The following is a 26591-nucleotide window of genomic DNA, read 5'->3' as shown; positions in this document are numbered from 1 at the left end:
GTCATGGCTACTGTGCAAACACCGAATGAAACGCAAAACACCCAGGACGCGGGTAATCAGCGCAAGCGCAAGCTCTTGCTCAGTGGCCTGGCGATTCTGGTCATCCTGGCAGGCCTGGGTGTCTGGGGCTGGGAAGAATTTTATGGTCGCTGGAATGAAAGCACCGACGATGCCTATGTAAATGGCAACGTGGTTGAAATCACGCCTCTTGTCACCGGTACGGTGGTGAGTATTGGTGCGGATGATGGCGATCTGGTTCATGAGGGCCAGGTGCTGCTTAATTTCGATCCGAGCGATGCGCAGGTGGGCCTGCAAAGCGCCGAGGCCAACCTGGCGCGTACCGTGCGCCAGGTTCGTGGTCTGTTCAGTGACGTGAAGGGCATGAAGGCCCAGGTGGCTGCGCAGAAGGTCGAAGTGCAAAAGAACCAGGACAACTACAACCGCCGGAAAAGTCTGGCGGCTGGCGGGGCAATTTCCCAAGAAGAGCTGTCCCATGCCCGGGATGACCTGTCTTCAGCGCAAAGCGCCCTGCGCAATGCCGAACAAAAACTCGATACCACCCGTGCGCTGGTCGATAACACCTCGGTGGCCAACCACCCGGATGTGAAAGCTGCTGCAGCTCAGTTGCGTCAGGCTTACCTGGCAAACGCCCGTTCCACCCTGATTGCTCCGGTCACCGGGTATGTGGCCAAGCGCACTGTTCAGTTGGGTCAGCGGGTTCAGCCGGGCACCGCGTTGATGGCGGTCATTCCGCTGAATCAGCTGTGGATTGATGCCAACTTCAAGGAAACCCAGTTGCACAAGATGCGCATCGGTCAGCCGGTGGACATTGAATCGGATATCTATGGCAGCAGCGTGAAATACAGCGGCACCATCGACAGCATCGGTGCCGGGACGGGCAGCGCATTTGCCCTGCTGCCTGCGCAAAATGCCACGGGTAACTGGATCAAGATCGTGCAGCGTGTGCCGGTGCGTATCCACATCAATGCCGATGAGCTGGCTGCACATCCGCTGCGTGTTGGTTTGTCGACAACGGTTGATGTGAACCTGCGTGACCAGAGCGGCCCGGTGCTGGCCCAGCAACCGCCGCAAAAAGCCTCGTTCACCACCCATGTCTATGCGCAGCAATTGGCCGAGGCCGAAGCCCTGATCACGCGTTTGATTGACAGCAACAGCGCTGCAACAGGCGATATGGCCGCCCAACGCTGATTCGCCAATCCATGAGCCTCGCCGCACCGGCGAGGCTGCATCCCCGGCTTTAAAGGATTTGCGATGAGTACAAACGCGTCTTTTACCCCTCCCAGCTTGGTAATGGCCACTATTGGTCTGTCGCTTGCAACCTTTATGCAGGTGCTCGATACGACCATCGCCAACGTCGCCTTGCCCACCATCTCCGGCAACCTTGGGGTGAGTTCTGAGCAGGGCACGTGGGTGATTACTTCATTTGCGGTCAGTAACGCGATTGCCTTGCCCCTGACAGGCTGGCTGAGTCGCCGTTTTGGCGAAGTGAAGCTGTTTTTGTGGGCCACAATCCTGTTCGTGCTGGCCTCGTTCTTGTGCGGTATTTCGACCTCGATGCCTGAACTGGTCGGGTTTCGGGTGCTGCAAGGGTTGGTGGCCGGGCCGCTGTATCCCATGACGCAAACCCTGTTGATTGCGGTGTACCCACCTGCGAAACGGGGGATGGCATTGGCATTGCTGGCGATGGTCACGGTGGTTGCGCCCATTGCGGGTCCCATTCTGGGTGGCTGGATCACAGACAGTTACAGCTGGCCCTGGATCTTCTTCATCAATATCCCGATCGGTATCTTCGCGGTGATGGTGGTTCGCCAGCAACTGAAGTCGCGCCCCGTGGTGATTACCCGTCAGCCGATGGACTATGTGGGGTTGATTACCCTGATCATTGGTGTGGGCGCGTTGCAGATCGTACTCGACAAGGGCAATGATCTGGACTGGTTCGAGTCCAACTTCATCCTTTTGGGCAGCGCATTATCGGTGGTGGCACTGGCGGCTTTCATCATTTGGGAAATGACCGACAAGCATCCGATCGTTAACTTGCGTCTGTTTGCCCACCGAAACTTCCGCATCGGCACCATTGTGCTGGTGTTGGGGTATGCCGGGTTCTTCGGTATCAATTTGATTTTGCCGCAATGGCTGCAGACGCAGATGGGCTACACCGCGACCTGGGCGGGTTTGGCTGTGGCACCGATCGGGATCTTGCCGGTGTTGATGTCGCCGTTTGTGGGCAAGTACGCGCATAAATTCGATTTGCGCTTGCTGGCTGGCCTGGCGTTTCTGGCCATCGGCCTGAGTTGCTTTATGCGTGCAGACTTCACCAATGAGGTGGATTTTCAACATATCGCGATGGTGCAGCTGTTTATGGGGATTGGCGTGGCCTTGTTCTTTATGCCGACGCTGACCATTTTGATGTCGGATTTACCGCCGCACCAGATCGCCGATGGCGCTGGGCTCGCAACGTTCTTGCGGACCCTGGGGGGTAGTTTTGCGGCCTCCTTGACCACATGGATCTGGATTCGCAGGGCGGATCAGCATCATGCCTACATGAGTGAAAGCATCAGCGCCTATGACCCGGTGACACGCCATACCCTGGAAAGCCTGGGGGGTGCCAGTACGCCTGCCTACGCTCAGATGGATAAGATTCTGACCAGTCAGGCGTATATGTTTTCCACCGTGGACTACTTCACCATGATGGGCTGGCTGTTTATGGGGTTGATTTTGTTGGTATGGCTGGCCAAGCCACCGTTTGCCGCCAAAGCGGGGCCGGCGACCAGCGGGCATTGATGTGGGCTTTTACCCTCTCCCTCCGGGAGAGGGCCAGGGTGAGGGGCTCTTGAATCTAGGCTGGCGTGAAATCAAACGGCATCAGTTGCATGCCGTGCTCATCCACTTGCAGTACCCAGCCTTGACGGTCCCAGTCACCGAGAACAATGCGTTTGGCGGCGTGATCTGCAACCAGCAGTTTGTGGATCGCGGGACGGTGGGTATGGCCGTGAATCAAGGTGCGTACGCCAAAGTCAGCCATGATCCGGGGCACTTCCTCGGGAGTCACGTCGACGATGTCATTGGCTTTCATACGGGTCTGGACACGGCTTTCGCTGCGCAGTTTGCGCGCCAGTTTATGCCGCGTGCCCAAGGGCAGGTGGCGCAGAATCCACAAAGTGATGGGGTTGCGCAGGTAGCGTCGCAGGCGCATGTAGGCTTCGTCGCGAGTGCACAGGCTGTCGCCGTGCATCAACAAAACCGGCTCGCCATAAAAGTCCGCAACACTGGGGTCTTTGATCAGGGTGCAGCCAGCCGCTTTACAAAAGGCCTGGCCAAGCAAGAAATCGCGGTTGCCGTGCATCAGAAAAATCTTGGTGCCGGTATCGCTCAGTGTTCGCAGCGCTTCACAGATCGAGCGCTGGTAGGGCGTCATCGCATCGTCGCCAATCCAGGCTTCGAAAAAATCACCCAGGATGTAGAGCGCCTGAGCCGAGCGGGCACGCCCGGTCAGGAAATCCAGAAACGCCCGGGTTATGTCCGGGCGCTCCTCTTCCAGATGCAAATCTGAAATCAGCAGTATCACTCAATGATCTCTGCTTTCTCGACGATCACGTCTTCTTTAGGCACGTCCTGGTGACCGGCTTTGGAAGTCGTGGCAACACCTTTGATCTTGTCTACAACATCCTGGCCTTCAACGACTTTACCGAATACGGCATAGCCCCAACCTTGAGCGGTTTTGCCGCTGTGGTTCAGGAAGCTGTTGTCAGCCACGTTGATGAAGAACTGGGCGGAAGCCGAATGCGGCTCCATGGTGCGAGCCATGGCCACGGTGTACTTCTCGTTTGGCAGGCCGTTGTCAGCTTCGTTCTGGATGCTTGGGCGCTTGTCTTTCTTTTCTTTCATGCCTGGCTCGAAACCGCCGCCCTGGACCATGAAGTTGCCGATTACACGGTGGAAAACGGTGTTTTCGTAGTGGCCGGCTTTAACGTACTCGATGAAGTTGGCAACGGTGATCGGTGCTTTTTCAGCGTTCAGTTCGATCACGATGTCGCCGTGGTTGGTGCTCAGTTTTACTTTGGTCATGGTCGTTATCGCTCTATCAGAGAATTCGTCGGGCCTGGGCGCGGTGACACGCACCTCAATCCCCCAGGCTGGCTGGGTAGATACAGCCGCGGGCGGAGTTTAGCGTGCCCGCACGGCATTTCGATGGTGTTTTTCCCATATGGGGACTAAAAGCCGGCATTTCAATCGCTTTGATTGAGCACCTGCTCTGTCAGTGACTTGGCGGCATCGGCTATGATAGGCGCTTTGATTTAGTCGGCCGACCCAGGCCGCGCACCCTGTTACGTTCAAGGATCCTATGAGCAAGCCCACTGTCGACCCCACTCTGAATCCAAAGGCTGGCCCTGCTGTCCCGGCCAATTTCCTGCGTCCAATCGTTCAGGCGGACCTTGACTCGGGTAAATGCACACAGATCGTGACCCGCTTCCCGCCAGAGCCAAATGGTTATCTGCACATCGGTCACGCCAAATCCATTTGTGTGAACTTTGGGTTGGCTCAGGAGTTCGGTGGCGTTACGCATTTGCGTTTTGACGACACCAACCCGGCCAAGGAAGACCAGGAATACATCGACGCCATTGAAAGCGACGTCAAATGGCTGGGCTTTGAGTGGTCTGGCGAAGTGCGTTATGCCTCCCAGTATTTCGACCAGTTGCACGAGTGGGCGATTTACCTGATCAAAGAGGGTAAGGCCTACGTTTGCGACCTGACACCCGAGCAGGCCAAGGAATACCGCGGCAGCCTGACCGAGCCTGGCAAGAACAGCCCGTTCCGCGACCGCAGTGTCGAAGAGAACCTTGATCTGTTCGCCCGCATGACGGCCGGTGAATTCGAGGACGGCAAGTGCGTACTGCGGGCCAAGATCGACATGGCCTCGCCGAACATGAACCTGCGCGACCCGATCATGTACCGCATCCGCCACGCCCACCATCACCAGACCGGTGACAAGTGGTGCATCTACCCGAACTATGACTTCACGCACGGTCAGTCGGACGCCATCGAAGGGATCACCCATTCGATATGCACCCTGGAATTCGAAAGCCATCGCCCGTTGTATGAGTGGTTCCTCGACAGCCTGCCAGTGCCTGCGCGCCCGCGTCAGTACGAATTCAGCCGTCTTAACCTGAACTACACCATCACCAGCAAGCGCAAGCTCAAGCAATTGGTTGACGAAAAACACGTCAATGGCTGGGATGACCCGCGCATGTCCACGCTGTCGGGTTTCCGTCGCCGTGGCTACACGCCCAAGTCGATCCGTAACTTCTGCGACATGGTCGGCACCAACCGTTCTGACGGTGTGGTTGACTTCGGCATGCTGGAATTCAGCATTCGTGACGATCTGGACCACAGCGCACCCCGTGCCATGTGCGTACTGCGCCCGCTGAAAGTCATCATCACCAACTACCCGCAAGACAAGGTCGAAAACCTTGAACTGCCTTGTCACCCGAAAGAAGACATGGGGGTGCGGGTATTGCCGTTCGCCCGTGAAATCTACATCGACCGTGACGACTTCATGGAAGAGCCGCCAAAAGGCTACAAGCGTCTTGAGCCTGCGGGCGAGGTGCGTTTGCGCGGCAGCTATGTGATTCGTGCTGACGAAGCGATCAAGGACGCCGATGGCAACATCGTCGAACTGCATTGCTCGTACGATCCTGAAACCCTGGGTAAAAACCCTGAAGGTCGCAAGGTCAAAGGTGTTGTGCATTGGGTGCCGGCTGCTGCCAGCGTCGAATGCGAAGTGCGTTTGTATGACCGTCTTTTCCGCTCGCCGAACCCTGAAAAGGCCGAGGATGGCGCCGGTTTCCTGGAAAACATCAACCCTGACTCGCTGCAGGTTCTTACCGGTTGTCGTGCTGAGCCCTCGCTGGGTAATGCACAGCCGGAAGACCGTTTCCAGTTCGAGCGCGAAGGTTACTTCTGCGCGGATATCAAGGACTCGAAACCCGGTCACCCGGTATTCAACCGTACCGTGACCTTGCGTGATTCGTGGGGCCAGTGATCAAGTTTTGAAGGAAAAAGCCGTGCTTACGATCTACAACACGCTCACCAAGAGCAAAGAAGTATTCAAGCCGCTGGACGGTAACAATGTGCGCATGTACGTGTGCGGCATGACCGTGTACGACTACTGCCACATTGGTCATGGCCGCAGCATGATTGCGTTCGATCTGGTGACCCGCTGGTTGCGTTTCAGCGGCTACAACCTGACCTACGTGCGAAACATCACGGACATCGAAGACAAGATCATCAATCGTGCCCGGGAGAACGGCGAGCCTTTCGAGGCGCTGACCGAGCGCATGATCGCGGCGATGCATGAAGACGAAGCGCGGCTCAATATCCTCAAGCCGGATATGGAGCCTCGTGCCACGGACCATATCCCTGGCATGCACGCAATGATCCAGACCTTGATCGACAAGGGCTACGCCTATGCTCCGGGCAATGGTGACGTGTACTACCGCGTTGCCAAGTTCATGGGCTACGGCAAGCTGTCGCGCAAAAAGATTGAAGATCTGCGCATTGGCGCTCGCATCGAAGTCGACGAGGCCAAGGATGATCCGCTGGACTTCGTGCTCTGGAAAGGCGTCAAGCCAGGAGAGCCGAGCTGGGAGTCGCCGTGGGGTCCTGGTCGTCCGGGCTGGCACATCGAATGCTCGGTGATGTCTACCTGCTGCCTGGGTGAGACCTTCGATATTCATGGTGGCGGGAGCGATCTTGAGTTTCCGCACCATGAAAACGAAATCGCCCAAAGCGAAGCGGCAACCGGCAAGACCTACGCCAATGCCTGGATGCACTGCGGGATGATTCGCATCAATGGCGAGAAGATGTCCAAGTCCTTGAACAACTTCTTCACCATTCGCGACGTTCTGGAGAAGTATCATCCAGAAGTTGTGCGTTACCTGTTGGTCTCAAGCCATTACCGTAGCTCGATCAACTACTCCGAAGACAATCTCAAGGATGCGAAAGCGGCCCTGGATCGCTTCTATAACGCACTTAAAGGCCTGCCCAAGGTTGCTCCTGTCGGTGGTGAGGCGTTTGTTGAGCGTTTTACCCAGGTCATGAACGACGACTTCGGTACGCCTGAAGCCTGTGCGGTGCTGTTCGAGATGGTTCGTGAGATCAACCGTTTGCGCGAAACCGACCTGCAGGCAGCTGCCGGTCTGGCGGCGCGTCTCAAGCAACTGGCCGATGTGTTGGGTGTGTTGCAGCTTGAGGCGGATGACTTTCTGCAGGCGGGTGCTGAAGGCAAGATCGATGCGGCTCAGGTAGATGCGTTGATCGAAGCGCGTCTGGCGGCCCGTGCCGGTAAGGACTGGGCAGAGTCTGATCGAATTCGTGATCAGCTCGCCGCGATGGGTGTTGTGCTGGAAGACGGTAAGGGCGGGACGACCTGGCGCTTGGCTGACTAGGTTGCTCGTTGTATGAATAAAGGCCCGCCAAGTGCGGGCTTTTGTTTGTCCTGCTTTTGGCGGCGCCAATAACAACGGCACCCGAAGGTGCCGTTGTGTTTGTAGCAGCTTGAACGTTTAGCCGTGCAATGTTTCAGCTGCGTACAGGGTGTTTTCAAGCAGGCAGGCACGAGTCATCGGGCCTACGCCGCCTGGAACTGGAGTGATCCAGCCGGCGCGGGGCAGGGCGGTCTCGTACACCACGTCGCCGACCAGCTTGCCATCAGCCTGACGGTTGATGCCAACGTCGATCACGATAGCGCCTTCCTTGATCCACTCGCCTTTGACCAGGCCTGGCTTGCCAGCAGCCACGACCACCAGGTCGGCACGGCCAACATGGCCGGCCAGATCCTTGGTAAAGCGGTGGGTCACGGTCACGGTGCAGCCAGCCAGCAGCAGCTCCATGGCCATTGGCCGGCCAACGATGTTCGAGGCTCCGACAATCACTGCGTCCATTCCGTACAGATCCTGGCCGGTGCTTTCCAGCAGGGCCATGATGCCTTTCGGCGTGCATGGACGCAGCAGCGGGATGCGTTGGGCCAGGCGGCCGACGTTATAAGGGTGGAAACCGTCGACGTCTTTGTCCGGGCGAATGCGTTCCAGTAGTTTGGAGGCATCCAGGTGGGCAGGCAGAGGCAGTTGCAGCAGGATGCCGTCGATGTTCGCGTCGTCATTGAGACGGTCGATCAGGTCGGTCAAGTCCTGCTGGGTGGTGTCAGAAGGCAGATCATAGGCTTGGGAAAGAAAGCCTACCTCTTCGCAGTCTTTACGCTTGTGCGAAACATAAACCTGGGAAGCAGGATCGCTGCCGACCAGAATCACTGCCAGACCAGGGGTGCGCAGGCCTTGCTCGTGACGCTCGGCGACACGTTTGGCAATCTGCTGGCGCAGGCTGGCGGCAATCGCTTTACCGTCGATTAGTTGTGCAGTCATTACGCGTGATTAACCATCGTAAAGGGTGGAAAAAGGACGTGCATTCTCGCATGCCGTGGCGCGAGGGCAAAGGCGCCTGGTCTGTTTATTGCCCTAACTCCTTTATATTTCTAAACTTTTTTCAAAAAAGAGTTGACGACTTTAAGGCTCACCTATAACATTCGTCGCACTTGTCGGGCACAGCCTAGCACTGGTTAAGAAGGTAGAGCGAAGTTGTTGTCCAGCTTGGTGATACTGAAAGCACTTGGTTTGTAGTCGTCAAAGAATACAGGCTAACAAGGCGCCCGTAGCTCAGCTGGATAGAGCATCCGCCTTCTAAGCGGATGGTCGCAGGTTCGAGTCCTGCCGGGTGCGCCATTAGGCAGCTTTGGCACAAGTAAGCGGTACAGGCAATATGGTGGGCGTAGCTCAGTTGGTAGAGCACGGGATTGTGACTCCCGTTGTCGAGGGTTCGATCCCCTTCGTCCACCCCATATTTAGAAGGCGCCAGATTAATAGTCTGGCGTCTTTGCTTCAAAAGTTTGAATTGCGGATGTGGTGGAATTGGTAGACACACTGGATTTAGGTTCCAGCGCCGCAAGGTGTGAGAGTTCGAGTCTCTCCGTCCGCACCAAATTTGAACAAAGCCGCTTGTAGCGGCTTTTTTCTTTTGTTTTAACTGTTTGTTGCATCAGGCAAGCAGGGTTTTAAGCGCACTATGGTGGGCGTAGCTCAGTTGGTAGAGCACGGGATTGTGACTCCCGTTGTCGAGGGTTCGATCCCCTTCGTCCACCCCATATTTAAAAAAACGCCAGATTAATAGTCTGGCGTTTTTTTGTATCTGCAGTTTGAAAAAACGGACATATGGGTGTCTCTCGGCGCCTCATTTGTCGCATGCTTAGCGTCCTTTACGATTTGTGTGACAATGCGCGCAGATTGGGTGGCTCCAAAGGCTACCTGTTATCGCCAAATAATCGGTACACGCTTCTATCTATATAGAAGGCGAGGCGAATGGCTGCTTTTACTTAAATTCTGTCGGCCGTTTCTCAGGGTGTTTGCGGTAGGGTGACTTCTTGAGTTTGACCCACTAGAATGCTTGCCCTTGATTATGGGGTCGGAAACGGCCGGCTAATGTCTGTGCAACGAGGAATATCCATGCAAGTTTCTGTTGAAAATACTTCCGCTCTTGAGCGTCGCATGACCATTGGCGTGCCATCAGAGCGTATTGAGGCTGAAGTCAACAAGCGTCTGCAACAGACTGCCCAAAAGGCCAAGATCCCGGGCTTCCGTCCAGGCAAGGTGCCAATGAGTGTGATCCGTCAGCGTTACGAAGCTGATGCGCGTCAAGAAGCTCTGGGCAATGTGATTCAGGCTTCCTTCTACGAAGCAGTGGTTGAGCAGAAGCTGAACCCGGCTGGCGCACCTTCGGTTGAGCCTAAAGTCTTCGAAAAAGGCAAGGATCTGGAATACGTTGCTACTTTCGAAGTGTTCCCTGAATTCGAAGTAACCGGTCTGGACACTATCGCTATCGAGCGCCTGAGCGCCGAAGTGGCTGATGCCGACCTGGACAAAATGCTGGACGTGCTGCGCAAGCAGAACACCCGTTTTGAAGTGACTGACCGTGCTGCCCAGAACGATGACCAGCTGAACATCGATTTCGTTGGCAAGGTTGATGGCGAAGTATTCGCTGGCGGTTCCGCTACTGGTACTCAGTTGGTTCTGGGTTCGGGCCGCATGATTCCTGGCTTCGAAGAAGGCCTGGTTGGCGCTAAAGCTGGCGAAGAGCGCGTTCTGAAGCTGACTTTCCCTGCTGACTACCAGAATCTGGACCTGGCCGGCAAAGAAGCTGAGTTCACCGTGACTGTGAACACTGTTTCCGAGCCTAAGCTGCCTGAGCTGAACGAAGAGTTCTTCGCTCAATTCGGTATCAAGGAAACGGGTCTGGAAGGTTTCCGTGCCGAAGTTCGCAAGAACATGGAGCGTGAACTGCGTCAGGCTATCAAGTCCAAGGTCAAGAATCAGGTAATGGACGGTCTGTTGGCTGCCAACCCGATCGAAGTGCCTAAATCCCTGCTGTCCAACGAAGTTGATCGTCTGCGTGTGCAGGCTGTTCAGCAGTTCGGCGGCAACATCAAGCCTGATCAACTGCCAGCTGAGCTGTTCGAAGAGCAAGCCAGCCGTCGCGTAGTTCTGGGTCTGATCGTAGCTGAAGTGGTCAAGCAGTTCGACCTCAAGCCTGACGAAGATCGCGTTCGCGAAATGATTCAGGAAATGGCTTCCGCATACCAGGAGCCAGAGCAGGTTGTAGCTTGGTACTACAAAAACGACGCTCAATTGAACGAGGTTCGTTCGGTTGTGCTGGAAGAGCAAGTTGTGGATACTGTTCTGCAGAAGGCTAAGGTGACCGATAAAGCGGTCTCTTACGAAGAAGCTGTCAAGCCGGTGGAAGCTCCACAAGCCGACTGATTTCTGACTCGTTAGAAAACACAACCATAAGCCAGCCTCGAGCTGGCTTATGCGTATCCAGACAAGACTATTTGGGAGTGACTGCCGGACATGTCCCGCAATTCTTATATTCAGCAGAACTCTGATATCCACGCCGCTGGCGGCCTGGTCCCGATGGTTGTCGAGCAGTCCGCCCGTGGCGAGCGCGCCTATGACATCTACTCGCGCCTGCTCAAGGAACGAATCATCTTCCTGGTCGGCCCTGTAGAAGATTACATGGCCAACCTGGTTGCGGCGCAGCTGCTTTTCCTTGAAGCCGAGAACCCGGACAAGGACATCCATCTTTACATCAACTCCCCAGGCGGCTCGGTGACTGCAGGCATGTCGATCTACGACACCATGCAATTCATCAAGCCTGACGTGTCGACTATCTGCATCGGTCAGGCGTGCAGCATGGGTGCCTTCCTGTTGGCCGGTGGCGCACCGGGCAAGCGTCACTGCCTGCCTAACTCGCGCATGATGATTCACCAGCCACTGGGCGGTTTCCAGGGGCAGGCGTCGGATATCGACATTCATGCCAAGGAAATCCTCAACATCCGTCATCGTTTGAACTCGCTGCTGGCTCACCACACGGGCCAGACTCTCGAAACCATCGAGCGTGACACTGAGCGTGACAACTTCATGAGCGCCGAGCGTGCAACCGAATACGGTTTGATCGACTCTGTGTTCAGCAAGCGTCAAATGCCCGCTTAAGCAGCTCAAATGTGGGTGGTTGGGTTAACCGACCACCTGCGGGCTTGAAAAAGCCCGCAGTTGCCTTCATCTTGTGTTGCAAGCCTATCGGATTTGGATCGATCGAATGACTGACACCCGCAACGGCGAGGACAACGGCAAATTGCTCTATTGCTCCTTCTGTGGCAAAAGCCAGCATGAAGTGCGCAAATTGATTGCCGGCCCCTCGGTCTTTATCTGCGACGAATGCGTTGACCTGTGCAATGACATCATCCGTGAGGAGGTGCAGGAAGCCCAGGCCGAGAGCAGCGCGCATAAATTACCTTCGCCAAAAGAAATCAGCGGCATCCTTGATCAATACGTCATTGGTCAGGAACGTGCCAAAAAGGTTTTGGCTGTAGCGGTGTACAACCACTACAAGCGCCTTAACCAGCGTGACAAAAAGAACGACGACGTTGAACTCGGCAAGAGCAATATTTTGCTGATCGGCCCAACCGGCTCGGGTAAGACCTTGCTGGCAGAAACCTTGGCTCGTCTGCTGAATGTGCCTTTCACTATTGCTGACGCGACCACGCTGACTGAAGCTGGTTACGTGGGTGAAGACGTTGAGAACATCATTCAGAAGCTGCTGCAGAAATGCGATTACGACGTAGAGAAAGCCCAGATGGGTATTGTCTACATCGATGAAATCGACAAGATTTCGCGCAAATCTGACAACCCTTCGATTACCCGTGATGTTTCCGGTGAAGGTGTGCAGCAGGCTTTGCTCAAGCTTATCGAGGGCACCGTGGCTTCCGTTCCACCCCAAGGTGGTCGCAAGCACCCACAGCAGGAGTTCTTGCAGGTTGATACCCGCAACATCCTGTTTATCTGTGGCGGTGCGTTCTCGGGCCTGGAGAAGGTTGTGCAGGCCCGCTCGACTCGCGGCGGCATCGGCTTCAGTGCTGAAGTGCGCAGCAAGGAAGAGGGCAAGAAGGTTGGCGAATCCCTGCGTGAAGTCGAACCTGATGATTTGGTCAAGTTTGGTCTGATCCCGGAGTTCGTGGGTCGTCTGCCTGTTCTGGCAACGCTTGATGAGCTGGACGAAACTGCTTTGATGCAGATTTTGACCGAGCCTAAAAATGCGTTGACCAAGCAGTACGCGAAGCTGTTCGAGATGGAAGGTGTTGATCTCGAGTTCCGTGCTGACGCATTGAAGGCCGTAGCCAAGCGTGCTCTGGAGCGTAAAACTGGCGCTCGTGGCCTGCGTTCGATTCTTGAAGGCGTGCTGCTCGACACAATGTACGAAATCCCCTCGCAATCCGAGGTGAGTAAAGTTGTGATCGACGAAAGCGTTATAGAAGGCAAGTCCAAGCCGTTGTTGATCTATGAAAACAACGAAGCGACTGCCAAGGTTGCACCTGACGCGTAAACGTAATGCCGGGCATTACACATTGCGTGTTAAAGAAGGGGCCTTCGGGCCCCTTTGTTTTTCCTGTCGTTCAACGCTTGTTTTTTTTCAAGACTGCCCCCATCTTGGCTTCAAGCTTACATCCATCTGATTACGGCCTTTTGGCCGCCGTAGAGGCGAAATCATGAAGACAACCATCGAATTGCCTCTCCTGCCGTTGCGTGATGTTGTTGTATATCCGCACATGGTGATCCCACTGTTCGTGGGACGCGAGAAGTCGATCGAGGCCCTTGAGGCTGCGATGACGGGCGACAAGCAGATTCTGCTGTTGGCTCAAAAGAATCCGGCTGACGACGATCCGGGCGAAGATGCGCTCTATCGCGTCGGCACCATTGCAACTGTCCTGCAACTGCTCAAGCTCCCGGACGGTACGGTCAAAGTGCTGGTCGAGGGTGAGCAGCGCGGTGCAGTTGAGCGTTTTGGCCAGGCAGATGGTTATCTGAGTGCCGAAGTCTCCTTGATTGACGAAGTGGCTGCCCCGGATCGTGAATCCGAGGTCTTCGTTCGCAGTCTGCTTTCGCAGTTCGAGCAATACGTGCAGCTGGGCAAAAAAGTCCCGGCCGAGGTTCTGTCTTCGCTTAACAGCATTGATGAGCCAAGCCGCCTGGTCGATACGATGGCCGCGCACATGGCGCTGAAAATCGAGCAGAAGCAGGAAATCCTCGAAATCATCGACTTGCAGGCCCGGGTTGAGCACGTTCTGGCACTGCTGGATGCCGAGATTGACCTGCTGCAAGTGGAAAAACGCATTCGTGGCCGTGTCAAAAAGCAAATGGAGCGCAGCCAACGCGAGTACTACCTGAATGAGCAGATGAAGGCCATTCAGAAGGAGCTGGGCGATGGTGACGAAGGTCACAACGAAATCGAAGAGCTGAAAAAACGCATCGACGCTGCGGGCTTGCCTAAAGACGCAATGGCCAAGGCCCAGGCAGAGCTGAACAAGCTCAAGCAAATGTCGCCAATGTCTGCAGAAGCCACTGTAGTGCGCTCCTACATCGACTGGCTGGTGCAGGTGCCGTGGAAGGCGCAGAGTAAGGTGCGTCTGGATCTCAAGCGCGCTGAAGACATTCTGGACGCAGACCACTACGGTCTAGATGAAGTCAAAGAGCGGATCCTCGAATATCTCGCCGTGCAAAAGCGCGTGAAGAAAATTCGTGGCCCAGTTCTGTGCCTGGTCGGTCCTCCAGGCGTTGGTAAAACCTCGCTCGCCGAGTCCATTGCCCACGCAACAAACCGTAAATTCGTACGTATGGCCTTGGGTGGCGTGCGAGATGAAGCAGAAATTCGTGGTCATCGTCGTACTTACATAGGCTCGATGCCAGGAAGATTGATTCAAAAGATGACCAAGGTTGGCGTGCGCAACCCGCTGTTCCTTCTCGATGAAATCGACAAGATGGGCAGTGACATGCGCGGCGATCCGGCTTCGGCATTGCTTGAAGTACTTGATCCCGAGCAGAACCACAATTTCAATGACCATTACCTCGAGGTCGACTACGACCTGTCCGATGTGATGTTCCTGTGCACCTCCAACTCGATGAACATCCCGCCAGCGTTGCTGGACAGGATGGAAGTCATTCGTCTGCCTGGCTACACCGAAGACGAAAAAATCAATATCGCTGTCAAATACCTGGCTCCAAAGCAAATCGAAGCCAATGGCTTGAAGAAGGGCGAGCTGGCATTTGACAACGAAGCAATCCGGGACATCATCCGTTACTACACCCGCGAAGCCGGTGTACGTGGCCTTGAGCGCCAGATTGCGAAGATTTGCCGCAAGGCGGTCAAAGAGCATGCGATGGAAAAACGCTTTGCTGTTACCGTCACCCCAGAGCTGCTTGAGCACTTTTTAGGTGTAAGAAAATTCAGCTACGGCTTGGCCGAGGTTCAGGATCAAATCGGTCAAGTGACCGGTCTGGCATGGACTCAAGTGGGTGGCGAATTGCTGACCATCGAAGCGGCCGTAGTGCCCGGAAAGGGCCAGTTGATCAAGACCGGTTCGCTGGGTGACGTGATGGTAGAGTCAATCACCGCTGCGTTGACGGTGGTCCGAAGCCGTGCCAAGAGCCTGGGTATCCCGTTGGATTTCCACGAGAAACGCGATATTCACATTCACATGCCGGAAGGCGCGACGCCTAAGGATGGCCCTAGTGCAGGTGTGGGGATGTGTACTGCTCTGGTCTCGGCATTGACCCTGATTCCGGTACGCGCCGATGTTGCCATGACCGGTGAAATTACCCTTCGTGGTCAGGTACTCGCGATTGGTGGTCTGAAGGAAAAATTACTTGCTGCACACCGTGGTGGCATCAAAACTGTAATTATCCCTGAAGAAAACGTTCGTGATTTGAAGGAAATTCCTGACAACATCAAACAGGATCTTCAGATCAAACCCGTTAAATGGATTGACGAGGTCCTGCAAATTGCGCTGCAATACGCCCCGGAGCCCTTGCCGGATGTGGCTCCCGAGATTGTTGCCAAGGATGAGAAGCGAGAGTCTGACTCTAAGGAAAGAATTAGCACGCATTAATACGGATTCGCCTGATGGGCTTTCTTGACGCTTTTTAGAGCCCTTGTTATAAAGCGGCTCTATAAGTGTCCGTAAGTGCTTCAGCAGTCGTTTTGCTTTTACCAAAAAACTTTAGAAACATACTCAGATAGATATAAGGGGACTTAGAGTGAACAAGTCGGAACTGATTGATGCTATCGCTGCATCTGCTGATATCCCGAAAGCTGCAGCTGGCCGTGCGCTGGACGCAGTAATCGAATCCGTCACTGGCGCTCTTAAGGCTGGCGACTCTGTGGTACTGGTTGGTTTTGGTACTTTCTCTGTAACCGATCGTCCTGCTCGTATTGGTCGTAACCCACAGACCGGTAAAACGCTGGAAATTCCTGCTGCTAAAAAACCAGGCTTCAAAGCCGGTAAAGCACTGAAAGAAGCGGTTAACTAAGTTTCTGTAACACTTTTTACCCAACCGGGTCAGGCGCACGCCAGGCTTGGCAGCGGAGCGGTAGTGCAGTCGGTGGCTACATCGTCGTGTCACGCCGGGGGTCGCGGGTTCGAGCCCGGTCCGCTCCGCCAGTTACGAGAAGGCGCATCCTCGGATGCGCCTTTCTTCTATCCGGACTCTACCCACGCTCCACGGTTGCTCATTATGCAAGACCGTTTCTGGGGGAAGCATGCTGCAAAATATCAGGGACAATTCACAAGGCTGGATTGCCAAGACCATCATCGGTGTCATCGTCGCGTTAATGGCGTTGACCGGTTTCGATGCCATTTTTCAAGCCACCTCTACCAGCCAGGATGCCGCCAAGGTTAACGGTGAAGAAGTCACTCAAGTTGAGCTGAGCCAGGCCGTCGACATGCAACGTCGTCAGTTGCTGCAGCAGCTGGGCAAGGATTTTGACTCTTCGTTGCTGGATGAAAAAATGCTGCGTGAAGCGGCCCTCAAAGGGTTGATTGATCGCAAGCTGTTGCTGCAAGGCGCTAAAGACGCGAAGTTTTCGTTCTCTGAGGCCGCTCTGGATCAAGTCATTCTGCAAACCCCTGAATTTCAGGAAGATGGCAAATTCAGCCCTGAGCGTTTCGATCAGGTGATTCGTCAACTGGGTTACGGCCGCCTTCAGTTCCGCGACATGCTGGGCCAGGAAATGTTGATTGGTCAGTTGCGTGCCGGTTTGGCAGGCAGTGGATTTGTGACCGATGAACAGGTCAATGCTTTTGCCCGTCTCGAAAAGCAGACCCGCGATTTCGCTTCTGTGAACATCAAGGCCGACCCGGCTGCGGTGAAGCTGAGCGATGACGAAGTCAAGGCTTACTACGACGAGCACGCCAAGGAGTTCATGACTCCTGATCAGGTCGTGATCGACTATATCGAGTTGAAGAAATCTTCTTTCTTTGACCAGGTGGCCGTGAAAGACGATGAACTGCAAGCCTTGTATCAAAAGGAAATCGCTAACCTGGCTGAACAACGCCGGGCTGCGCATATCTTGATTGAAGTCAACGACAAGGTCAGCGACGAGCAGGCCAAAGCCAAGATCGCCGAGATTCAGCAGCGTCTGGCCAAAGGTGAAAGCTTCGAGGCTCTGGCCAAAGAGTTTTCCCAGGATCCGGGCTCGGCTGCCAATGGTGGTGACTTGGGCTTTGCAGGGCAGGGTGTCTACGATCCTGTGTTCGAAACTGCAGTCTATGCGTTGAAGCAGGACCAGGTTTCGGAGCCGGTGCGGACCACCTACGGTTACCACCTGATCAAGTTGCTGGGCGTCGAAGCACCTGAAGTGCCGAGCTTTGCCAGCCTGAAAGACAAGCTGACCCATGACCTGAAAACCCAGCAGGTCGAACGCCGCTTTGTGGATGCAACCAAGCAATTGGAAGACTCTGCATTTGAAGCGTCCGATCTGGTTCAGCCTGCTCAAGAGCTGAAACTGACCGTGCATACCTCTGCGCCATTTGGTCGTGAGGGTGGTGAAGGTATCGCAGCCAACCGCGCTGTGATTCAAGCCGCATTCAGCACCGAAGTGATGGATGAAGGTGCTAACAGCACAGCTATCGAGCTCGATCCTGAGACCGTAGTCGTGTTGCGCGTCAAGGAGCACCGCAAGCCAGAGCAGTTGCCGCTGGAAGCTGTTGCCTCGAGCATCCGGGCACAACTGGTCAAAGAGCACGCAAGTGCAGCGGCCAAAACCCGCGCTGAAGAAATCATCAAGGAACTGCGCGATGGCAAACTGCCGTTGAATCAGCCAATTGATGGTCAGTCGTGGAAGGTCCAGGAAGCAGTTGCCCGTGGTCAGGAAGGTATTGATCCGGCCGTGCTGCAAGCTGTGTTCCGCATGCCCAAGCCTGTATCCAAGGACAAGCCGACATTTGGCAGTGTGACCTTGGCTGATGGCAGTGTCGTTGTATTGCGCCTGAATGGCGTCAACGACGCGGTAGCGCCGACGGAAGAAGAGAAGGCCTCGTACCGTCGCTTCCTCGCTTCACGTGTTGGCCAGCAGGACTTTGCTGCCTACCGCAAGCAGTTGGAAAACGAAGCCAAGGTTGAGCGCTACTAAGGGTTCTCCCGCTTCACTGAAAATGGCCGCTCATTGAGCGGCCATTTTTTTGCCTGTTTTCAGTGGTAGAGCGGGTTGCTCGCGATCAGGCGGCGCGATGTATCAGGCAGACTGTGTTGATGCTATCGCGAGCAAGCCCGCTCCCAAAGGCAATCGCAGTGCAAAAAAACGCCCGGTGCATTCAATGCACCGGGCGTTTTGATTGGCGGCTACAGCTAAGGGTTTACTCTTCGAGGCTGCCCATAGCGGTGGTGTTGAAGCCGCCGTCTACGTACATGATTTCACCGCTGATGCCCGACGCCAGGTCGGAGCACAGGAAGGCGCCGGCATTGCCGACCTCGTCGATGGTGACGTTACGACGCAGAGGAGTCTGCGCTTCGTTGGCCGCCAGCATTTTGCGGAAGTTCTTGATGCCCGACGCTGCCAGGGTGCGGATCGGGCCTGCCGATACGCAGTTAACGCGAGTGCCCTCAGGGCCCAGGCTGCCTGCCAGGTAACGTACGCCCGCTTCCAGGCTGGCCTTGGCCATGCCCATCACGTTGTAGTTAGGCATGGTGCGTTCTGCACCCAGGTAAGACAGGGTCAGCAGGCTGCCGTTGCGGCCTTTCATCATCGGACGACCGGCTTTGGCCAGGGCCACGAAGCTGTAGGCGCTGATGTCGTGAGCGATGCGGAAGCCTTCACGGGTGGTAGCGTCAGTGAAGTCGCCATCCAGCTGGTCGCCAGGAGCAAAACCTACGGAGTGAACGATGCAGTCCAGACCGTCCCACTTCTTGCTAAGGTCTTCGAAGACCTTGGCGATTTCTTCATCGCTGGCAACGTCGCAAGGGAAGCACAGTTCAGGGTTTGAACCCCAACCAGCTGCGAATTCTTCAACACGACCTTTCAGCTTTTCGTTCTGATAAGTGAAAGCCAGTTCGGCGCCTTCACGATGCATGGCGGCAGCAATGCCAGAAGCGATGGACAATTTGCTAGCGACACCAACGATCAGTACGCGCTTACCGGTGAGAAAACCCATGTGTTGTTCCTCTATCAGGTTAATCGACAGCCACTGGTGCCAAAAAGGCGGCTTCCAGCAGCTGTTGTGTATATGGATGTTGCGGTGAGGCAAAGATACTTTGCGCATCACCCTGTTCGACCACTTGGCCATGCTTGACCACCATCAACTGGTGGCTCAGCGCTTTGACGACAGCCAGGTCATGGCTGATAAACAAATACGTCAGGTTGTGCCTGGTTTGAAGTGATCGCAGCAGCTCCACGACCTGGCGTTGTACTGTCCGATCCAGCGCTGAGGTTGGTTCGTCCAGTAAAATCAACTCCGGCTTCAAAACCAGGGCGCGGGCAATGGCGATTCGTTGCCGTTGTCCGCCTGAAAACTCGTGAGGGTAACGGTGCCGGGTTTCCGGATCCAGACCTACTTCTCGCAAGGCTTCAATAATTGCAATTTCCTGCTTTGCATCGGTGCCCATGCGGTGAATGCGCAACCCTTCGCCGACAATCTCGCTGACGCTCATGCGCGGGCTGAGACTGCCAAACGGATCCTGGAACACCACCTGCATTTCCCGTCGCAGCGGCCGGACTTCTTTCTGCGACAAACAGTCTAGCCGTTTGCCCTCAAAACGGATCGAACCCTTGCTGGCAATCAATCGCAAAATCGCCAGACCCAGGGTCGACTTGCCCGATCCACTTTCACCCACAATGCCCAGGGTCTGGCCCTGTGGCAGGCTGAAGTTGATTCCGTCCACTGCTTTGACGTGATCGACGGTCTTGCGCAACAGCCCTTTTTTGATCGGGAACCAGACTTTCAGGTCCTCGACTTGCAGCAATGGCGGGCCCGCAACCGTGTTGGCCGGGCCTCCACTGGGTTCTGCACTGAGCAGTTCCCGGGTGTAAGGATGTTGCGGCGAACGGAACAGCTGCTCGCACGATGCTTGTTCGACGATTAAACCGCGCTGCATGACACATACTCGGTGCGCAATTCGTCGAACAAGGTTCAAATCGTGACTGATCAGTAACAGCGACATGCCCAGGCGGGCTTGCAGATCCTTGAGCAAATCGAGAATTTTAAGCTGTACCGTGACGTCCAGCGCCGTGGTGGGTTCATCGGCAATCAACAGCTCTGGCTCATTGGCCAGGGCCATTGCAATCATTACACGCTGTCTCTGGCCGCCTGAGAGCTCGTGTGGGAGGGCCTTCAGGCGCTTGTGAGGCTCAGGGATGCCAACCAGATCCAGGAGCTCCAATGTGCGCTGTGTGGCCGCCTTGCCGGTAAGCCCTTTGTGAATGCCCAGCACCTCATTGATTTGTTTTTCAATACTGTGCAGCGGGTTCAGTGAGGTCATGGGCTCCTGAAAAATCATCGCAATGCGATTGCCACGAATATGGCGCAGCTTTTTCTCGTCCAGGCTCAGCAAGTCCTGCCCGCCATAGGCAATGCTGCCGCTTGGGTGACGGGCGAGCGGGTAGGGCAATAACCTGAGGATCGAATGCGCGGTCACTGACTTCCCGGACCCGCTCTCGCCGACCAGGGCCAGGGTTTCCCCGCGCTTGATATCAAAGTTGATGCCTTGCACTACACGCTGCGGTGTTTCACCGGCGATGAACTCGACGGAGAGATCGCGCACTTCGATCAGATTGTCTTGTGTCATCTCATTTCCTCGGGTCGAAGGCATCGCGAGCGGACTCGCCGATAAACACCAGCAGGCTGAGCATAATGGCCAGCACCGCGAATGCACTGATGCCCAGCCAGGGTGCTTGCAGGTTGGATTTGCCCTGAGCGACCAGTTCGCCGAGTGACGGAGCGCCTGGCGGCAGGCCGAAACCCAAAAAGTCCAGCGCGGTGAGGGTGCCAATGGCGCCGGTCAGGATAAACGGCATGAACGTCATGGTGGAGACCATGGCGTTGGGCAGAATGTGGCGGTACATGATGGCCATGTCCTGCATGCCGAGTGCGCGTGCGGCGCGCACATATTCCAGATTCCGCCCACGGAGGAATTCGGCGCGTACTACGTCGACCAGGCTCATCCAGGAGAACAGGAGCATGATTCCCAGCAACCACCAGAAGTTGGGCTGCACAAAGCTTGCGAGAATGATCAGCAGGTACAGCACGGGCAAGCCTGACCATATTTCCAGAAAGCGCTGACCGGCAAGGTCAACCCAGCCGCCATAAAAGCCCTGAAGTGCTCCGGCGATCACGCCAATGATTGAGCTCAAGACGGTCAGGGTCAGAGCGAACAGCACTGAAATCCGAAAGCCGTAAATCACTCGGGCCAGTACATCGCGCCCCTGGTCATCGGTGCCTAGCCAGTTTTCCGCTGAAGGCGGCGCTGGAGCGGGCACTTTCAGGTCGTAGTTAATGCTCTGATAGCTGTACGGGATGAGCGGCCACAGCACCCAGGCGTCTTTCTTGGCCAGCAGTTCACGGATATACGGGCTTTTGTAATTGGCCTCGAGGGGGAACTCACCGCCAAAGTCAGTCTCCGGGTAGCGCTTGAGCGCCGGGAAATACAGTTCCCCGTCGTAATGGATAACCAGTGGTTTGTCATTGGCGATCAATTCGGCGTTCAGGCTGAGCCCGAACAGCACCAGAAAAACCCACAGTGACCACCAGCCACGTTTATTGGCTTTGAAGCGCGCAAAGCGGCGTCGATTCAGAGGCGATAATTTCATCTCAATGCTCCCTGCTTTCAAAGTCGATACGCGGATCAACCAGGGTGTATGAGAGGTCACCGATCAGCTTCACCACCAGCCCGACCAGCGTGAAAATAAACAGGGTGCCGAAGACCACGGGGTAATCGCGATTGATGGCCGCCTCGAAGCTCATCAGGCCCAGGCCATCCAGGGAGAAAATCACTTCAACCAGCAAGGCGCCGGTAAAGAAAATCCCGATAAACGCCGACGGGAAACCTGCGATCACCAGCAGCATGGCATTGCGGAACACATGACCATAGAGCACTCGATGGTTCGTCAGACCCTTGGCTTTGGCGGTGACCACGTACTGCTTGTTGATCTCATCGAGAAAGCTGTTTTTGGTCAGTAAGGTCATGGTGGCAAAGTTGCCAATCACCAGTGCGGTGACCGGCAACGCCAGGTGCCAGAAGTAATCGAGGATCTTGGCGCCCACGCTCAGCTCATCGAAGTTGTTGGAGGTCAGGCCGCGTAACGGGAACCAGTCAAAGTAGCTGCCCCCGGCAAACAGCACGATCAGCAGGATGGCAAACAGAAAGGCGGGAATCGCATAGCCCACAATGATCAATGAACTGGTCCAGACGTCGAAATGACTTCCATGCCGCGTAGCCTTGGCGATCCCCAACGGAATCGACACCAGATACATGATCAGGGTGCTCCATAACCCCAGCGAGATTGAAACAGGCATCTTCTCCTTGATCAGGTCAATGACCTTGGCGTCTCGGAAAAAGCTCTCGCCGAAGTCCAGTTGTGCGTAGTTCTTGATCATGATCCACAAGCGTTCCGGCGCCGACTTGTCGAAGCCGTACATCTTTTCGATTTCCTTGATCAGCTCCGGGTCCAGCCCCTGGGCGCCACGATAGTTGGAGCCGGCCACCGACACCTCCGAGCCACCTCCCGCAATACGGCTGGTGGCGCCATCAAAACCTTCCAGCTTGGCGATCATCTGTTCAACCGGGCCGCCGGGCGCGGCCTGGATGATGACGAAGTTAATCAGCAGGATTCCGAATAGCGTCGGAATAATCAGCAGCAGTCGCCTGAATATATAAGCCAGCATTTAAGGCTCCAGGCTCGCGCTTGTAGGTTTAGTCGCAGTTGCAGGTTTGGTGTCAGGTTTTGCCCACCAGGTTGCCGTGCCAATGTCATATTTTGGCGTCACTTCGGGGTGGCCGATATGACTTGAGTACGCAACGCGCCAGGTTTTGATGTGCCAGTTCGGGATGACGTAGTAGCCCCATTGCAAGACACGATCCAGGGCCCGGGCATGGTTGATCAGGCTCTGGCGGGACTCGGCATTGATCAGGCCCTCGGTCAGTTGATCGATGGCCGGGTCTTTGAGGCCTATGAAGTTACGGCTGCCGGGCTTATCGATACTGAGCGATTCCCAGTATTCGCGCTGTTCGCTACCAGGTGAGCTGGACTGGGGAAAGCTGCCCACAATCATGTCGTAATCCCGCGAACGCAGACGGTTCAGGTACTGGGAGGTATCAACCCGGCGGATCTGCAAGTCGATACCCAGGTCGCTGAGGTTGCGCTTGAAAGGCAGGAGAATGCGCTCGAATTCGGTCTGTGCCAGCAGAAATTCGATTGTGACCGGCTTGCCCTGTGCATCGACCATCTTGTCGTCGACGATTCGCCAGCCTGCTTCTTGCAGCAGCTGATACGCGCGGCGTTGCTGCTCGCGAATCATGCCGCTGGCGTCAGTGACATTGGGCTTGAAAACTTCAGTGAACACCTGGTCAGGAACCTTGCCGCGCAAAGGCTCCAGAATGGCCAGTTCTTCTTCGGTGGGCGGTGCTTTGGCGGCCATTTCCGAGTTTTCGAAATAACTGCCGGTGCGTGCATAAGCGCCGCTGAACAGTTGCTTGTTGGCCCACTCGAAGTCAAACAGCAGGCTTATGGCTTCGCGCACCCGAACATCCTGGAACATGGGCTTACGCAGGTTGAAGATAAAACCCTGCATGCCTGTCGGGTTGTGATTGCGGATTTCTTCTTTTTTCAAGCGGCCCTGGGTGAACGCGGGAGCGTTGTAGGCACCGGCCCAGTTCTTGGCGCTGATTTCCAGCCAGTAATCAAATTGCCCGGCCTTGAGCGCTTCGAACGCTACGCTGTTGTCACGAAAGTAATCGACGGTAATGGTGTCGAAGTTGTACAGGCCCTTGTTGATCGGCAGGTCCTTGCCCCAGTAGTCCTTGTTGCGTTCGTAGCGGATTGAGCGCCCGGGCTTGATTTCGGTGATGGTGTAAGGCCCGCTCCCGGGAGGTACTTCCAGATTGCCCTTGCCGAATTCTCGTGTTTCCCACCAATGCTTGGGCAGAACCGGGAGTTGGCCAAGAATGAGTGGCAGCTCGCGATTTTTGTTGTGCTTGAAGGTGAATTTCACCTGCAGCGGGTTTTCCGCGATGGCCTGGTCGACATCGCTGTAATAGCCCTTGTACAGCGGTGAGCCGTTTTTCATCAGGGTATCGAAGCTGAACACAACGTCTTCGGCACGAATCGGATGACCATCACTGAATTTTGCCTGGGGTCGCAGGTAAAAGCGCACCCAGCTGTTGTCGGGGGCTTTTTCGATTTTCTCAGCGATCAGGCCGTAGGAAGTGAAGGGTTCATCCAGGGTCTGCCGGGCCAGGGTATCGAAGGTCAGATCTATATCGTCGGCCGGAACGCCTTTATTGATAAAAGGGTTGAGGCTGTCAAAGCTGCCAAGCGAGGATTTGCGAAACGTCCCGCCCTTGGGCGCGTCCGGGTTGACGTAATCGACATGCTTGAAATTGGCCGGGTATTTCGGCGGCTCGTCATAGAGGGTCAACGCGTGTTGAGGGGCTGCCAGCGCCACGCAGGCAAAGCCGGTCAACAGTAAGCCAGCGATGGGGTTGAGCAACGTACGCAAAGGCATCATTGTTTTTTCTCCGTAGGCTTAAGCCACCACGCGCTAAGGCCCAGGGTGTAGGGCGGCGTAGTCACAAAGGCGAACCGGTTGCGGTACGCCAGGCGGTGATAGTTCAGATACCAGTTAGGAATGATGTAGTGCTGCCACAGCAGTACGCGGTCAAGCGCTCGCCCGGCCGACAATTGCTCGTCACGGTTTTGGGCGGCCAGCAAGCGTTCGAGCAATTGATCCACTATCGGGCTGGCAACGCCTGCATAGTTTTTGCTGCCCTTGACGTTGACCTGACTGGAGTGGAAGTACTGCCACTGCTCAAGGCCTGGGCTAAGGGTCTGGTCGAGGGTCATCAGGATCATGTCGAAGTCGAACTGATCCAGCCGTTGTTTGTATTGCGCGCGATCTACCGTGCGCAGTCGGGCGTCGATGCCGATGCTGGCGAGGTTTTCCACATAGGGTTGCAGGATGCGCTCAAGGTTGGGGTTGACCAGCAATATCTCGAAGCGCAGCGACTTGCCTTCGCTGTTGAGCAGGCGTTGCCCGGACAGCTTCCAGCCGCTTTCGGCCAGTAAACCCAGCGCCTGGCGCATGGTTTCACGGGGGATGCCGCGGCCGTCGGTTTGAGGCAGGGCAAAGGCCTGGCTGAACAGTTCGGGCGGCAGTTGATTACGCCAGGGCGAAAGCATCAGCCATTCATGCCCTTGGGGAATGCCACTGGCCGAAAACTCGCTGTTGGGATAAAAACTCGACGCGCGCTTGTAGGCACCGTTGAACAGCGTTCGATTGGTCCATTCAAAGTCGCACATCAACCCCAGGGCTTCACGAACTTTGTCCTGCTCAAAGCTGGCGCGGCGGCTGTTCATGAACAGCCCCTGGGTTTGAGTCGGAATCTGGTGAGTGATTTCAGCCTTGACTACATCTCCCCGGCGGACCGCGGGGAAGTTATAGCCATTGGCCCAGTTCTTGGCCTGGTGTTCGATATAGATGTCGAATTCACGGGCTTTGAAGGCTTCGAAAGCGACGTCGCTGTCGCGGTAGAACTCCACTTCAACCCGGTCGAAATTGTATTTGCCGCGATTGACCGGCAAGTTGGCCCCCCACCAGTTTTTCACATGCTCGAAGACCAGTTGCCGACCGGGGGTAACTGTGGTGATGCGATAGGGTCCGCTGCCCAGAGGTGGTTCAAAGGTCGTGGCTTTGAAATCGCGCTTTGCCCAGTAGTGTTGGGGCAGGACTGGCAACTCGCCCAGACGCAAAATCAGCAAGGGGTTGTTCGCGCGCTTGAACACAAAGCGAATGCGTTTGGGCCCCAGGATGTCGACCCGCTGGACTTCCTGGAGATTGGTCCGGTACTGCGGATGGCCCTCTTTGAGCAACAGGTTGTAAGAGAACGCAACGTCGTAGGCAGTGATCGGCTTTCCATCGTGAAAACGGGCTTCTGGTCGTAGGTTAAATACGACCCAGCTGCGGTCTTCGTTGTATTCCACTGATTGTGCGATCAAGCCATAACTGGATGTTGGCTCATCGCCGGATGGCGCGTACTGGCCAGTGCCGGCCATCAGGGTTTCGTTGAGCTCGTTGACCCCGTATTGCAAAAAATTAGGCGTCGATACCGGGCTGGTGCCTTTGAAGGTATAGGGGTTGAGGGTGTCAAAGGTGCCGAAGGCCATGACCTTCAAGGTCCCGCCTTTAGGCGCGTCAGGGTTTACCCAATCGAAGTGGGTGAACGTGGCCGGGTACTTGAGTGTGCCGAACTGCGCATAACCGTGGCTTTCGCTCAGGGATGCGCTTGCGGGGGAGCTCAAGGCCAGGCTCATAAATAGCGTGAGGAGGGGACGCATCAAGTCAGAGATCCGATCCAGGCATTGGGCTTAGGTTTCCGTACAGTAACAGCTTGTATCTGTAGGAAAAAGGCCACTCTGGAAAGCACTGC

General features: G+C 55.6%; 19 protein-coding genes and 4 tRNA genes. 14 read left to right on the top strand and 9 right to left on the bottom strand.

Annotation, left to right across the window (positions count from 1 at the left end; translation table 11 throughout):
* The first annotated feature begins 3 nt into the window (after window positions 1–3).
* Window positions 4–1209, top strand: coding sequence for an HlyD family secretion protein (locus AC19YQ_RS18530; protein WP_133077961.1), 1206 nt, complete (start codon window positions 4–6; stop codon window positions 1207–1209).
* A 63-nt stretch (window positions 1210–1272) separates the two neighbouring features.
* Window positions 1273–2802 carry a DHA2 family efflux MFS transporter permease subunit gene (locus AC19YQ_RS18525; RefSeq protein ID WP_133077960.1) on the top strand — a complete coding sequence of 510 codons (1530 nt, stop codon included), beginning with the start codon at window positions 1273–1275 and terminating at the stop codon, window positions 2800–2802.
* Between the two features lie 55 nt (window positions 2803–2857).
* Here AC19YQ_RS18525 and lpxH read toward each other — a convergent pair whose 3' ends face one another.
* Both lpxH and AC19YQ_RS18515 read right to left on the bottom strand, forming a co-directional pair.
* Window positions 2858–3586, bottom strand: a complete 729-nt coding sequence (gene lpxH, locus AC19YQ_RS18520; protein ID WP_326397561.1) for a UDP-2,3-diacylglucosamine diphosphatase — start codon at window positions 3584–3586, stop codon at window positions 2858–2860.
* A complete protein-coding gene (locus AC19YQ_RS18515; RefSeq protein ID WP_019823171.1) occupies window positions 3583–4086 on the bottom strand; it encodes a peptidylprolyl isomerase in 504 nt (167 codons plus the stop codon). The genes lpxH and AC19YQ_RS18515 overlap by 4 nt, the downstream gene beginning before the upstream one ends.
* Window positions 4087–4363: 277 nt before the next feature.
* Between AC19YQ_RS18515 and AC19YQ_RS18510 the strand changes: the two genes are divergently transcribed.
* Window positions 4364–6061: a glutamine--tRNA ligase/YqeY domain fusion protein gene (locus tag AC19YQ_RS18510; RefSeq protein ID WP_133077958.1), complete on the top strand. Its 1698-nt coding sequence runs from the start codon at window positions 4364–4366 to the stop codon at window positions 6059–6061.
* 22 nt (window positions 6062–6083) lie between these two features.
* Window positions 6084–7466 (top strand): cysteine--tRNA ligase, encoded by a 1383-nt coding sequence (cysS, locus tag AC19YQ_RS18505; protein WP_133077957.1) that lies wholly within the window; start codon window positions 6084–6086, stop codon window positions 7464–7466.
* Between the two features lie 117 nt (window positions 7467–7583).
* Here the strand turns inward: cysS and folD are convergent, their stop codons facing one another.
* On the bottom strand, window positions 7584–8438 hold the full coding sequence (gene folD, locus AC19YQ_RS18500) for a bifunctional methylenetetrahydrofolate dehydrogenase/methenyltetrahydrofolate cyclohydrolase FolD (protein WP_235574359.1): 855 nt from the start codon (window positions 8436–8438) through the stop codon (window positions 7584–7586).
* 280 nt (window positions 8439–8718) lie between these two features.
* Between folD and AC19YQ_RS18495 the strand changes: the two genes are divergently transcribed.
* The 10 genes from AC19YQ_RS18495 to AC19YQ_RS18450 all read left to right on the top strand — a co-directional run bounded on the left by AC19YQ_RS18495 (window position 8719) and on the right by AC19YQ_RS18450 (window position 18087).
* Window positions 8719–8795: transfer RNA gene (locus AC19YQ_RS18495), tRNA-Arg, on the top strand.
* 40 nt (window positions 8796–8835) lie between these two features.
* Window positions 8836–8911: transfer RNA gene (locus AC19YQ_RS18490), tRNA-His, on the top strand.
* Between the two features lie 55 nt (window positions 8912–8966).
* A tRNA-Leu gene (locus tag AC19YQ_RS18485) sits at window positions 8967–9051 on the top strand.
* Between the two features lie 87 nt (window positions 9052–9138).
* Window positions 9139–9214: transfer RNA gene (locus tag AC19YQ_RS18480), tRNA-His, on the top strand.
* A 358-nt stretch (window positions 9215–9572) separates the two neighbouring features.
* Window positions 9573–10883, top strand: coding sequence for a trigger factor (gene tig, locus AC19YQ_RS18475; protein ID WP_133077955.1), 1311 nt, complete (start codon window positions 9573–9575; stop codon window positions 10881–10883).
* A gap of 90 nt (window positions 10884–10973) precedes the next feature.
* Complete coding sequence (gene clpP, locus AC19YQ_RS18470) at window positions 10974–11615, top strand: ATP-dependent Clp endopeptidase proteolytic subunit ClpP (RefSeq protein ID WP_016782312.1); 642 nt, start codon at window positions 10974–10976, stop codon at window positions 11613–11615.
* 106 nt (window positions 11616–11721) lie between these two features.
* Window positions 11722–13005, top strand: coding sequence for an ATP-dependent Clp protease ATP-binding subunit ClpX (clpX, locus tag AC19YQ_RS18465; protein ID WP_046809721.1), 1284 nt, complete (start codon window positions 11722–11724; stop codon window positions 13003–13005).
* 163 nt (window positions 13006–13168) lie between these two features.
* The gene (gene lon / locus AC19YQ_RS18460) at window positions 13169–15565 is read left to right on the top strand and encodes an endopeptidase La (protein WP_133077954.1); all 2397 of its coding nucleotides are present in this window, start codon (window positions 13169–13171) and stop codon (window positions 15563–15565) included.
* Window positions 15566–15713: 148 nt separating this feature from the next.
* Window positions 15714–15986, top strand: coding sequence for an HU family DNA-binding protein (locus AC19YQ_RS18455; RefSeq protein WP_016782315.1), 273 nt, complete (start codon window positions 15714–15716; stop codon window positions 15984–15986).
* 229 nt (window positions 15987–16215) lie between these two features.
* On the top strand, window positions 16216–18087 hold the full coding sequence (locus AC19YQ_RS18450; RefSeq protein ID WP_133077953.1) for a SurA N-terminal domain-containing protein: 1872 nt from the start codon (window positions 16216–16218) through the stop codon (window positions 18085–18087).
* A 223-nt stretch (window positions 18088–18310) separates the two neighbouring features.
* Here the strand turns inward: AC19YQ_RS18450 and fabI are convergent, their stop codons facing one another.
* The 6 genes from fabI to AC19YQ_RS18420 are packed head-to-tail and all read right to left on the bottom strand — an operon-like array spanning window position 18311 to window position 26499.
* Entirely contained in the window at window positions 18311–19105 is a 795-nt protein-coding gene (gene fabI, locus AC19YQ_RS18445) for an enoyl-ACP reductase FabI (RefSeq protein ID WP_016782317.1), read from the bottom strand.
* A gap of 19 nt (window positions 19106–19124) precedes the next feature.
* Window positions 19125–20735, bottom strand: a complete 1611-nt coding sequence (locus AC19YQ_RS18440) for an ABC transporter ATP-binding protein (RefSeq protein ID WP_500595644.1) — start codon at window positions 20733–20735, stop codon at window positions 19125–19127.
* A 1-nt stretch (window position 20736) separates the two neighbouring features.
* Window positions 20737–21756: an ABC transporter permease gene (locus tag AC19YQ_RS18435; RefSeq protein ID WP_338648593.1), complete on the bottom strand. Its 1020-nt coding sequence runs from the start codon at window positions 21754–21756 to the stop codon at window positions 20737–20739.
* Window position 21757: 1 nt separating this feature from the next.
* Window positions 21758–22831, bottom strand: coding sequence for a microcin C ABC transporter permease YejB (locus AC19YQ_RS18430; protein WP_133077950.1), 1074 nt, complete (start codon window positions 22829–22831; stop codon window positions 21758–21760).
* The gene (locus AC19YQ_RS18425; RefSeq protein ID WP_133077949.1) at window positions 22832–24673 is read right to left on the bottom strand and encodes an extracellular solute-binding protein; all 1842 of its coding nucleotides are present in this window, start codon (window positions 24671–24673) and stop codon (window positions 22832–22834) included.
* On the bottom strand, window positions 24670–26499 hold the full coding sequence (locus AC19YQ_RS18420) for an extracellular solute-binding protein (protein ID WP_500595646.1): 1830 nt from the start codon (window positions 26497–26499) through the stop codon (window positions 24670–24672). The genes AC19YQ_RS18425 and AC19YQ_RS18420 overlap by 4 nt, the downstream gene beginning before the upstream one ends.
* Window positions 26500–26591 lie beyond the last annotated feature (92 nt).

The sequence above is a fragment of the Pseudomonas sp. MF06569 genome, assembly GCF_059862735.1.
The sequence above is the reverse complement of the archived record's forward strand: the minus strand, read 5'-3'. Positions and strand labels throughout refer to the sequence as shown.

Coding starts and splice junctions, on each gene's coding strand:
- AC19YQ_RS18530 (WP_133077961.1), top strand. CDS start 4: ATGGCTACTGTGCAAACACCGAATGAAACGCAAAACACCCAGGACGCG.
- AC19YQ_RS18525 (WP_133077960.1), top strand. CDS start 1,273: ATGAGTACAAACGCGTCTTTTACCCCTCCCAGCTTGGTAATGGCCACT.
- AC19YQ_RS18515 (WP_019823171.1), bottom strand. CDS start 4,086: ATGACCAAAGTAAAACTGAGCACCAACCACGGCGACATCGTGATCGAA.
- AC19YQ_RS18510 (WP_133077958.1), top strand. CDS start 4,364: ATGAGCAAGCCCACTGTCGACCCCACTCTGAATCCAAAGGCTGGCCCT.
- folD (WP_235574359.1), bottom strand. CDS start 8,438: ATGACTGCACAACTAATCGACGGTAAAGCGATTGCCGCCAGCCTGCGC.
- tig (WP_133077955.1), top strand. CDS start 9,573: ATGCAAGTTTCTGTTGAAAATACTTCCGCTCTTGAGCGTCGCATGACC.
- clpP (WP_016782312.1), top strand. CDS start 10,974: ATGTCCCGCAATTCTTATATTCAGCAGAACTCTGATATCCACGCCGCT.
- clpX (WP_046809721.1), top strand. CDS start 11,722: ATGACTGACACCCGCAACGGCGAGGACAACGGCAAATTGCTCTATTGC.
- lon (WP_133077954.1), top strand. CDS start 13,169: ATGAAGACAACCATCGAATTGCCTCTCCTGCCGTTGCGTGATGTTGTT.
- AC19YQ_RS18450 (WP_133077953.1), top strand. CDS start 16,216: ATGCTGCAAAATATCAGGGACAATTCACAAGGCTGGATTGCCAAGACC.
- fabI (WP_016782317.1), bottom strand. CDS start 19,105: ATGGGTTTTCTCACCGGTAAGCGCGTACTGATCGTTGGTGTCGCTAGC.
- AC19YQ_RS18440 (WP_500595644.1), bottom strand. CDS start 20,735: ATGACACAAGACAATCTGATCGAAGTGCGCGATCTCTCCGTCGAGTTC.
- AC19YQ_RS18435 (WP_338648593.1), bottom strand. CDS start 21,756: ATGAAATTATCGCCTCTGAATCGACGCCGCTTTGCGCGCTTCAAAGCC.
- AC19YQ_RS18430 (WP_133077950.1), bottom strand. CDS start 22,831: ATGCTGGCTTATATATTCAGGCGACTGCTGCTGATTATTCCGACGCTA.
- AC19YQ_RS18425 (WP_133077949.1), bottom strand. CDS start 24,673: ATGATGCCTTTGCGTACGTTGCTCAACCCCATCGCTGGCTTACTGTTG.
- AC19YQ_RS18420 (WP_500595646.1), bottom strand. CDS start 26,499: ATGCGTCCCCTCCTCACGCTATTTATGAGCCTGGCCTTGAGCTCCCCC.